The 10,264-nt window shown below is 43.9% G+C and carries 11 protein-coding genes and 1 pseudogene; 9 read left to right on the forward strand and 3 right to left on the reverse strand.

Annotated features, from left to right (window positions below):
- Positions 1-34: 34 nt before the first annotated feature.
- The 3 genes from BMX22_RS12955 to BMX22_RS12965 all read right to left on the reverse strand — a co-directional run bounded on the left by BMX22_RS12955 (position 35) and on the right by BMX22_RS12965 (position 2,438).
- Positions 35-337 carry a hypothetical protein gene (locus BMX22_RS12955; protein ID WP_074742846.1) on the reverse strand — a complete coding sequence of 101 codons (303 nt, stop codon included), beginning with the start codon at positions 335-337 and terminating at the stop codon, positions 35-37.
- 388 nt (positions 338-725) lie between these two features.
- Positions 726-1,877 carry an STAS domain-containing protein gene (locus BMX22_RS12960; protein ID WP_074742847.1) on the reverse strand — a complete coding sequence of 384 codons (1,152 nt, stop codon included), beginning with the start codon at positions 1,875-1,877 and terminating at the stop codon, positions 726-728.
- Between the two features lie 3 nt (positions 1,878-1,880).
- Positions 1,881-2,438, reverse strand: coding sequence for an NAD(P)H-dependent oxidoreductase (locus BMX22_RS12965; protein ID WP_074742848.1), 558 nt, complete (start codon positions 2,436-2,438; stop codon positions 1,881-1,883).
- 530 nt (positions 2,439-2,968) lie between these two features.
- Here BMX22_RS12965 and BMX22_RS12975 point away from each other — a divergent pair.
- The 9 genes and pseudogenes from BMX22_RS12975 (at position 2,969) to BMX22_RS16185 (ending at position 10,071) form a co-directional block, all read left to right on the forward strand.
- On the forward strand, positions 2,969-3,535 hold the full coding sequence (locus BMX22_RS12975; RefSeq protein ID WP_074742849.1) for an MptD family putative ECF transporter S component: 567 nt from the start codon (positions 2,969-2,971) through the stop codon (positions 3,533-3,535).
- Positions 3,532-4,509, forward strand: a complete 978-nt coding sequence (locus tag BMX22_RS12980; protein ID WP_074742850.1) for a helix-turn-helix domain-containing protein — start codon at positions 3,532-3,534, stop codon at positions 4,507-4,509. Before BMX22_RS12975 ends, BMX22_RS12980 begins: the two co-directional genes overlap by 4 nt.
- Positions 4,509-4,829, forward strand: coding sequence for a hypothetical protein (locus BMX22_RS16550; RefSeq protein WP_177173029.1), 321 nt, complete (start codon positions 4,509-4,511; stop codon positions 4,827-4,829). Before BMX22_RS12980 ends, BMX22_RS16550 begins: the two co-directional genes overlap by 1 nt.
- A gap of 179 nt (positions 4,830-5,008) precedes the next feature.
- Positions 5,009-5,608, forward strand: a pseudogene (locus BMX22_RS12990) (recombinase family protein).
- 186 nt (positions 5,609-5,794) lie between these two features.
- Positions 5,795-6,940 (forward strand): transposase, encoded by a 1,146-nt coding sequence (locus BMX22_RS16935; RefSeq protein WP_318259746.1) that lies wholly within the window; start codon positions 5,795-5,797, stop codon positions 6,938-6,940.
- Positions 6,941-7,003: 63 nt separating this feature from the next.
- Positions 7,004-8,068, forward strand: a complete 1,065-nt coding sequence (locus BMX22_RS13000; protein WP_074742851.1) for an O-acetyl-ADP-ribose deacetylase — start codon at positions 7,004-7,006, stop codon at positions 8,066-8,068.
- Positions 8,069-8,326: 258 nt separating this feature from the next.
- The gene (locus BMX22_RS13005; protein ID WP_074742852.1) at positions 8,327-8,542 is read left to right on the forward strand and encodes a hypothetical protein; all 216 of its coding nucleotides are present in this window, start codon (positions 8,327-8,329) and stop codon (positions 8,540-8,542) included.
- 298 nt (positions 8,543-8,840) lie between these two features.
- Positions 8,841-9,071, forward strand: a complete 231-nt coding sequence (locus BMX22_RS13010) for a DnaA ATPase domain-containing protein (RefSeq protein ID WP_074742853.1) — start codon at positions 8,841-8,843, stop codon at positions 9,069-9,071.
- 19 nt (positions 9,072-9,090) lie between these two features.
- Positions 9,091-10,071, forward strand: a complete 981-nt coding sequence (locus tag BMX22_RS16185) for a hypothetical protein (protein ID WP_074742854.1) — start codon at positions 9,091-9,093, stop codon at positions 10,069-10,071.
- Positions 10,072-10,264 lie beyond the last annotated feature (193 nt).

A 10,264-nucleotide genomic window follows, 5' to 3' on the forward strand; every position in this document is an offset into this window, starting at 1 on the left:
TGCAGGTCGGTACCTGCAATGCCTTTTGTGCTTATTATTGAATCCACTTTTTTCCTGTTTTTGAATTGATCCTGATGGACAGATCAATGTCTTTTCCAAAACGTTTCTTATACTCATCCATGCTGATGATCTCTCTGCTTACATTAAGATCGAGGGCAGTTCTTTTGGCTGATTCTGTAGAATAACAGTCTGAATCTAATATCTCACCCGTTTTATCATCAACAATTCGATAGTCACGCGCAAAACCACAGTCAACTATGAGACCGCCGCTTATTCCTTCGAGCTGTTCCAGGTCGAGTTCTTCGTTTTCAAGGTTTTTGTTCATTTCATCAGTCATAATAGTGACCTCCTTTTAGTTTGTTGAGTTGTGTTGCTCTATGTGTTAATTATACATATTCACGTAGAAAAGTCAACTGTTATTATCAAGGATTAACGGTTTGTTTATAATTCTTGTAGATGAAAATAAAACAGCAATATGCGTTTTGTGCATATTGCTGTTTATTGAGTTTATCAGCGCAGGCTGGTTTATTTCATACATTAACATATAATTGATAAAAAAGCAACAGGCGCGGCGAAAAAGTATGCGGTCAAATCACCTATGCCGCGAAATCGGCAGCGCGGACACCACGCTTATATCATATTATGTCTGGAATAGCAAGGATGCGCGGCGATATACTTCCGTTCCTGAGAACTCAGCCGCGACACAGGCTGCGGCGACACGCCGCTTATATCATAAAATCGGCGACTTTCGGGAGAAGCTCCGCGATATGCTCCTGCGAACGGCGTATGCGCTTTTCGCCAAGCTCGCCGTTCTTCATGTCCGTTATCGCAAGCAGATACAGGAAGCGTATCGTCGCAAGCAGCTGTATCTTGTCGTTTATCACGGATAGCGCGGACTTGTCGGCAGTATCGAAATAATTCTCCAATATGCTGTTCCATATCGGCTTCCCGAGATCATCGCGAATGCCGAGAAAACTGCTCAGATTATCGGGACAGTCTTCGCTGAATGCTATGTATGTAACGTATAGTGCCTGAAGGTCGAATATCGGCTGACCTGTTGCTATGGTCTCCATATCAATGAGCATCGGCTCGCCTTCGACAAGCAGCACGTTCTTCATCTGGAAATCGCCGTGTACCATATGCAGGTCGTCGGGCATCGCCGAAAGAAGCTCTTTGAGCCTGTCATGCTGCTCCTGTGTGATGTACTCCCTTATGACTTCAAGATAGCCGATGAAGCTGTCTTTTGCCTTGGGTATCGTGTCGGCGTCCATTTCAGCACTGTGGACGACCTTCAGAAAATCAACGTATTTATGCATCAGTGCGTCGAAATTTTCGGGCTCGTTTATGAGGTGGTCGTTGAATGAACTCGCCCTCAGAAGCTCAAATACCGAGCCGTATTTGTCGCCGACCTTGACTATATCATATGAGATAGCAGTGGGGACTCCCTTGACAAATGCCCGCTTCGCAAGGCGCTGTTCATTCTTTATCATCGGTACGCTGTCGGGGGAATGGTAGACCTTGACTATGGTCTCAGGGTCAATGCGGTATACGGTGCCGTAAAAGCCTTTGCCGATGACCTCACAGCCGTCGACCGACAACTCGCGGAGACGCTTCTCGACCTTGAATATCTCCGTAAAGCCTGTCATCTCGAGTATTTCAAATACGTCCGATGATGCATTGAATATCCGCATTTCTGCGGAGACTGTTTTTCGCGCTCTCATCAGGACACGCAGTCCTGCACTGGATATGTATTCGAGCTCCGAAGCTTCAAAGGCATTTTCGTTTTCCGCCGAGAGCTGAGGCATTATTCTCTGCTCCCATTCAGATGCGTTGCCCGTATCTATCCTTCCTGTCAGTTTTATGATGTTTGTTCCCATAAGCTATACCCCCATTTCAGGTATATTGTCTATTGCGTCAGTTAGTATTTTTTCTGCGTCCATGCCCTCGATATCAAGCATTTCTGCCTTTATCAGCTTCGTTTTTTTGATGCCGAAGCAGGTCTCGGCGACTGCCTTGATGTAGCCGTAGCTGAAATCAGGGATATACGGTCCGCCTGCTGTGGTGACGTATATCAGCTCGTCTGCCTTGCACATCCCTATGGGCATTCCGTCTGCGCCGTAGCGTGAAACTATCCCTACCGCGTATATGTTTTCTATGTAGACTTTCAGCAGTGACGGGAAAGAGCCGTCCCAGAACGGGGCGGAAATGACTATTCTGTCAGCCTCGGCAAACTGCCTTGCATACCGAAGCATAGGGGCGTCAAATGCGCCGCTCGCGAGGAGCTCCGTCCTCTTTTCGAGCATTTCCTCCGTCAGCGGGCTTATGTCCTCGGCAGGGAGAAAAAGCTCGGTGTATTCGCCCATTTTTTCAAGGACAGCTCTTGCAAGTCTGTCTGTGCGCGATCCCTTCCGTACACAACTGTTGATATATAAGATCATTGTTCATCACTCCCTGTGGCTCTTTTATCCTGTCTGTCCTGCTTTTGCAGCATATCGCAGACGTTTTGCTCGGAGCATTCGCTCTGTTTCAAGAACCGCATTCTCGGTTCGGCGTCCTTTTTCTTTATTATACATCAATAGTCTCTGAAAATCAACAGTTATTCATTGATTGATAGCATAATCACTTCCTGCCACATGAAATTCCTCTCTTGAGACTTCTGCTTTGGCAAGTCGTCGTTTTTTTGCTTCGGCGTAGAACTGCTCATAGGCATAGCTCATTTTCGTGACATATTCATGGTTGAAATTCTCGTATCGTGTCCCTGCTGCCTTATCGATCAGAAAAGTGAATGTATCACGATGCTGATACAGCAAGCTGAACAGCGGTATCAAATTATTATCAGATCGGAGCATCCTGAGCAAAACGGAGTTGAAACATCTTTCTGTTTGTAGTATAATATGTGATGGTCTTGGACGCAAGACTTTATTTTATGGCAGTGGGTTAGTAAAGTCTAACCAAATCGGAGGTAATTATGAAAGGTAAAGATCTGATCAACATCGGTATTTTCTCAGCGATCTATTTTGTGATCGTGTTCATTATCGCTATGCTCGGCATGATTCCGATCTTTCTGCCGCTGCTGTCGGTGCTTGTCCCGATATTCGGCGGTATCCCGTTTATGCTCTTCCTGACAAAGGTCAAGAAATTCGGTATGATATGGATAATGAGCATCATCATGGGCATTCTGATGCTTCTGACCGGTATGAGCTGGCCGCCGCTTGCGGTATCGGTATTCACCGGACTGCTCGCAGAACTGATCTATAAAAGCGGAAACTATAAGAGTGCAGCAAAGGCTGTCATCACAAACGGCGTATTCAGCCTGTGGGTCGCAGCGAACTATCTGCCGCTGTTTTTCGCTGCGGAGAAATACTGGGCTTCCCGTCAGAATTTCGGACAGGATTACATCGACACCGTTACAAAACTGATGCCGACATGGATGTGTGCTGTTACATTTATTGCAGCGTTTGTATGCGGCATCATCGGCGGGCTGATCGGCAGACGACTGATGAAAAAGCATTTTGAAAAGGCGGGGATCGCATGAGCCGTGACATTTTTGACACACTGGATAAAGCCAGCTTCGGCTCTAATGTTCATGAGATCGCAGCCGAGGGCGAGTGCCGTGTGCTGCTCCTCGATGATGAATCGGGCGAGGGGTTCATGACGATGTACCGTGTGTTTGACGGTATATATCTTATGTATAATGATTTTCACATGAAGCACTGTGTTTCGGAATATCAGAATGCGGATACGGTGCTTTGCATCGACCACTGCCGCGAGGGACGCATCGAACATGAAAACACCCTCGGCGAGCGATACTATATGGAGGCAGGCGATCTGCGAATCGACAAACGTGTGCATCATGCAGGCAGAGTCGAACTGCCGCTTTCCCACTATCACGGCATAACCATAGGTTTTATGCAAGGGGCTGCGCAGGGATCGCTCCGTCATGAGATGCCGTTCCTTTCGGTTGATCCGCAGATGCTCGGCGAAAAGTTCTGCCCTGAGAATAAGGAATTTCTGCTCCGTACAAATGAGCAGCTGAATGTTGTTTTTTCACAGCTTTACCATACGCCTGAGAGTATGAGACTTGGATTTTTCAGGGTGAAGATCGCAGAGCTGCTTCTGCTGCTTTCTGCCCTTGACACTGCTGCAAATTCAGAACAGCGGCAGTATTTTCCTGCAAGCCAGACCGCTAAGATCAAGGAGATACATTCTCTTATCACGAGCAGACCCGATAAGACTTTCACAGTCGAGGAGCTTTCCGAAATATCGGGTATGCCGCCTGCATCACTGAGAAAGGTTTTTAAGGCTGTATACGGCACACCTGTGTATCAGTACATCAAGAGCTACAAGATGAAAGCGGCAGCGGAAATGCTGATCTCTGATCGGAGAATGAATATTGCGGACATTGCACAGCGGCTCGGATATGACAATGCTTCTAAATTCTCGGCGGCTTTCCGTGATGTCATGGGCGTGTCACCGCAGAATTATCGCAACAGACAGGAGGATATCTAATGGGGAAGGATCAGAACGGCTCTTTCGGCTGGCTGCTCAGGCAGTCGGGTGAGCGAAAAGGAAAGTTTGCCGCAAGCGTGATACTTGCGGCGATCAGTATGCTCTGCGGTATCGTGCCGTACTATTTTATTGCCCGTACGGTCTCGACGACACGCCCTACTATAATAGTATGCACGAAGAAATACTGCTTGCTTACTGTGGCTGCTACGGAGTTGACAGTGAAGACGTTGAGCTCCTTCTGGAGTATGGCTACACATGCGACGAGATTGAAGAGATGCTTATGGACACTGACCTGCTCCATGAAGCTCTTCGTTATGTGAAGTATATGTGTGGGGAAAGCTTGTATGAGAGCTGCTACGGAGGAGCGTGGTAAAGTCCCAAAAAGTTTACTTTATGGGACACCTGAAAAATAGCGAAAAAAGCGTTCCGAAAAGTGGTGTTTTGACTTTTGAGACGTTCCGAAAGTCGCCACCACTTTTTGGGACAGATTGGAGGTAAAATGGATAACCGTGTATATGGATATGCCCGTGTTTCTACGCGGGAACAGAATGAAGACAGACAAATCGAAGCTCTTACGAAGTTCGGGGTACCTGTATAGAACATTATCATCGATAAAGCATCGGGAAAGGACACGGAGCGTGAGGGCTATCAGTATCTCAAACGTCAGATACTCCGTAAGGGAGATACGCTTGTTATCAAAGAATTGGACAGGCTCAGCCGTAACAAGTCTGACATCAAACGCGAGCTTGAGCAGTTCAAAGAAATGGGAGTTCGGGTAAAGATACTGGATATTCCTACTACACTCACAGACTTTCCGCCGGAGCAGGCTTGGGTACTCGAAATGATAAATGTTATCCTGATTGAAGTGCTCGGTGCTATAGCTGAAAACGAGCGTAACAAGATACGAGCTCGTCAGCGCGAGGGCATTGAAGCTGCCAAAAAGAAAAATGTCCGCTTTGGTCGTCCGCCAAGACCCCTACCTGATAATTGGCGTGAGGTGCTGGCGGAAGTTCGTTGCGGAAACAAAAAGCCTGTGGAAGCAATGAGGAAGCTTGGTATCTCCAGGTCATGCTACTACAGACTTATCAATAGAATATAAAAGAGTTTTAAGGTCTGCCCCTTTATGGGGCAGCTCAGAAAAAAATTGCAAGAAAAAAAGTGGTTAAAGTGGTAATCATTCTATGCCTGATTCTTCTGATAGAAGCTCAGAGAGTCTATCCTAAAATTTGTGTAAACCTCTGAAGTAGTGTATAATAGAAGAGACACTACTTCGGAGGTTTTAATTATGAGCAGAAGGCGAAGAAACGAAACAGAAGAGCAGCGAGCAAGAAGAGAGCTGATAAGCGATTTTCTGTCGGCAGCGAATATCCAGAGCATGGACGATATCCATGAACTGTTCAAGGAAGCACTTGCCGGATTTATGGAAGGGAGCCTTGAATCAGAGCTTGATTCTGAGCTTGGATACGAGCCGTATGACGTTAAGAACAAGGAAACTGATAATAGCCGTAATGGTCACAGCAAGAAGACTCTTCGCACCAGTATGGGCAAGGTGGATATCGAAGTGCCTCGTGACAGAAACGGCGAATTTGAACCAAAGATACTGCCTAAGAATCAGACAAGCATCTCTCAGGATATGGAGAACAAGATCATCTCTATGTACGCCAAGGGAATGTCTACGTCCGATATTGAGGACCATATCCGTGATATTTACGGTCTGGAGATATCTGATACTACCGTCAGCCGTATCACAGACAAGGTCCTCCCTGTTGCAAAGGAATGGCAGCAAAGACCGCTTGAAAGCGTCTATATGCTCGAATCTAAAAATCATAACAATTCCTCACACAAACAAAATAAAGCGTCAATGGACACATTGGAAGATCCTATACTAAAGAAGAAAATCAAAGCACTAAAAAGAGACGGATATAGTGACGAGGAAATAGAAAAAGAATATGGGAAATTATATATTGGACTTATTACTACAGATTCATATACTACACGTCGGCTCAAGTTTAAACCGCCTATTCCGCCTTCGTATAATGGAGGCTTCATAAAAAATATGATAAAAAAAATGAGCTATGAGGAAGAAGTGCATTCTTTTGAATTAAGAAAAGCAAAAATAGAGGATATTCTCAGCTATGAAGACAGATATATCATCGACAAAGACTGGATTTATTTTATAAATAAATCCAGTCGCAAAATAGAGGTTGAACCCTCTCATCGTGGTGTGAGATTGTATGCATCTGATGTCCCTAAGCCAGAATATATGGACGTGATTTATTATTGCCTTTGTCGAATTCGTGTGGATGCAAGTGACCCTGAGGAAACGATTTTTGAAGATGTGAATGGGCGCAGTTATATAAATATTAACGACGGAATGATTTATTTTATGGATTCAAAGTGTAATAAAAGGAAGATGCCCTTACCACTCTAAATGCATAGTTATTACGATCCAAGACCGGAAATGTTATGATATAAAAAGCTTAGGAGCGATATTATGCCATTAAAGTTCATCCGTGATGATATAACAAAGCTGAAGGTCGATGCAATAGTAAATGCTGCGAACACCTCGCTACTTGGCGGTGGAGGTGTTGACGGAGCGATACATCGTGTAGCAGGTCCGAAACTGCTGGACGAGTGCAGAAAACTCGGTGGCTTTGAAGTAGGTAAGGCAAAGCTGACCAAGGGCTACAAGCTGCCTGCCGCTCACGTCATACATACTGTCGGACCAGTCTGGAGCGGCGGAAAGAGCAATGAGCCGAAGTTGCTGCGGAGCTGTTATGAAGAGTGCCTGAAAATAGCTTCTGATAACAAATTTGAAACTATCGCATTTCCGCTTATCTCATCAGGTGCGTATGGCTATCCAAAGGATCAGGCTTTGAAAATCGCTGTGGACAGTTGTTCAACGTTCCTGAAGACTCATGATATGGATATAACTATCGTGATCTTTGATCGTGAGTCTTTCGATATCGGCAGAAAGAAACTGAAAGAAATTCAAGCATTTATTGATGATAATTACTATGACGAAACAAGATCGTGGGCTTATTCAGCAGCTGTAGGTGATGCCGCACCTGTAGGTATTGTCGGCGGTATAACCGAGCCCATCCGTTCATTAATAAAGAAGGCTTCTAATAGCAGAGGTAAAGCTCATACAGTTCATTCAGGTTTTCATGTTCGCGAAGAAGCTCGCTCTGAAAGTCTTGAAGATAAACTTAAAATGATCGATGAGAGCTTTTCTGAAATGCTGCTTCGCAAGATAGATGAAAAGGGGATGTCCGACTCTGATTGCTATAAAAAGGCGAACGTTGACCGCAAGCTGTTTTCCAAAATCCGCTCAAACAAAGATTATCACCCCAAAAAGACCACTGCTGTTGCGTTTGCTATAGCTTTAGAACTTGATATCAACGAGACAAAAGAAATGCTCTTAAAAGCAGGCTTCGGACTTTCAAATTCAAGCAAATTTGACATAATTGTCCGTTATTATATTGAAAGGGGCAATTATGACATCCACGAGATAAACGGAGCTCTTTTCCAGTTCGATCAGGTTTTAATAGGTTCATAAATTGTCGCATTAAAGGCGACCACGAGCCTCTTGAAATATGGTATCATATAATCACAGAAGCAAGAAACAAAGTTACTCCTTACGAAAGGGTGAGCTGTATGACTAAAATGAAGATACCAAAACATATGCCGAAATGCAAGGAATGTCCATATAGACTTGGAATGATAAAATGTGTGAAAAGTCCTTGTCCTGATTGCATTGCAAGCGGAAAGAAGACCAATCCTTTCAGTTATAGAATAAAGAAGTGAGGTGAGCAAAATGGCAATTATGCAGTTATCACGCGCTCAGAAATGCTGTCTGCTCTGCAAACACTGGAATGGTGCAATCGGCAGCACTACTATAAAAATAGTTCGTGGCGGGATGGCATTCACTGCTGACAACAGCGAGAGACATTTCTGTTTTAAAAAAGGCAGCGGAATAGAAACTTTCCCTACTGCGACCTGCCAGTATTTCAAGCAAAGGTATGAAGACTGAAAACTATTCTCTATTGCAGGATCATTTTCCGCAAGCATTAAATCTGATAGACTAAGACACAGTGGTTTCGGCTTTCAAGCAGATGATGTAGAGTTCTATACTCTCTGTTCTGAATGGCTGAAACCACTTTTTCTATCGGATCTGAAAAAAATTTTTTCTTTAAGAAAAAATGTCGCCTTTACGGCGACCAAATTATTTTTGAAATGTGGTATTATATTTATAGAAGAATAATCCTACGCAGCACATTTTAATGAAGAGAGTGAAAGGGTGAGCTATATGAATATCAAAGAATTATTATATGCAGGCGGATGTTCTTCTTGTTGACGATATACAGGAACTTGCCGGAAAAGAAAAAACACAGGACGAGCTCATACTTCTTTTCAATGCGTTCTACGAATCGGGCAAGCGTATCATGATGACTTCTTCTTTGAAAGAGGGGCATCACGGACTAAAAGAGCGTTTGATAAGTCGTGCTTTCTGGGGAGATCATGCAGAAATCTCCAATTCATATGTTCAGGTTAAATATTGATTAATGTGCGGAGGTGCTTATGACCGTATCTGTATATTCAAGAGAAGCAATCGAACGAATCATAGCAGAAGGCTCATTCCCTGATAATACGGTAGTTATCTGCTTTTACGATCCCGCGATAAAGCGCATAGACAAGGACTACACTCATGTTGATTACAGCGGAGTGTGCAAGGACGTGTTTTACAGTGAGCTTGAGGATCTCGATCTTGAAGTTCTCAAGCGCAAGGGATATACATACGATATTTATTTCCCCGAAGCTGACGATATGGCAATGTTTATAGTAAAAGCGCACGCGTACGGCAAGAATATCATCTGTCAGTGCGAATACGGTCAGAGCAGAAGTGCAGGCTGTGCTGCGGCTATTTTAGAATACTTCTATCACAATGGCATTTCTATTTTTACAGATTATAAATACTATCCGAATCAGGTAGTGTATCATAAGGTGTACGACGCCATAGAAAGGCAGAAGCGCTACTTCGATAACAAATTCTATTTTGCTGCCGATACAGATGTCGCAAAAAAACACATAGCACAATTACATCTCTCCGAGACGCTTATAGCTGATTATAAGCCTGAGAACAGTCATTCAGTCGTTGATTTCAAAAGCGAGATTGAGAAGCAACTTTCAGAGAGAAATCAGCTTTACTGTACATCCGAAGAAATAATAGACGCCTTGAAGAAAAACAAACAACCTGTTTATGCTTCGTTTAAGGCGTCTAAGCTTTTCTACCTGTACTTCGGATGGAATCCCGACGGAGTCGGTATACGTTTCAGATACGGCTGCGAGGAGATACCCGTTTACATATATTTCAACAAGTATTACTTCAATAACTCTGACCACAGACTGGTATTATACCACCGCAGAACTGACGGAAATCACGGATACAGATTAGGTTCAAGAGGACATTTCAAATCCTTATCATTTTTCGGAAAGCTCTCATGGGACAGCGAAAGAAAAATGATCGATGCCGTTCCATTGATCATGAGCAATATGGCGTAACGAGTATTTCCAATTCAAGAAGAATTACAGGGCATTGTCTTCAAACAATGCTCTGTTTTTTATAATAAAGCGCCGCCACGAAGGCATTATAAATAACATTCAAGCATGTCAACAATACCAAAAATGGAACTTATCGACTGTTTAATCTGACAAATAATATGAATTTTTGGCAAATAATAATCAAAAAGTGTTG

The organism is Ruminococcus sp. YRD2003, from assembly GCA_900109435.1.
GTDB classification, from domain to species: domain Bacteria; phylum Bacillota; class Clostridia; order Oscillospirales; family Ruminococcaceae; genus Ruminococcus; species Ruminococcus flavefaciens_G.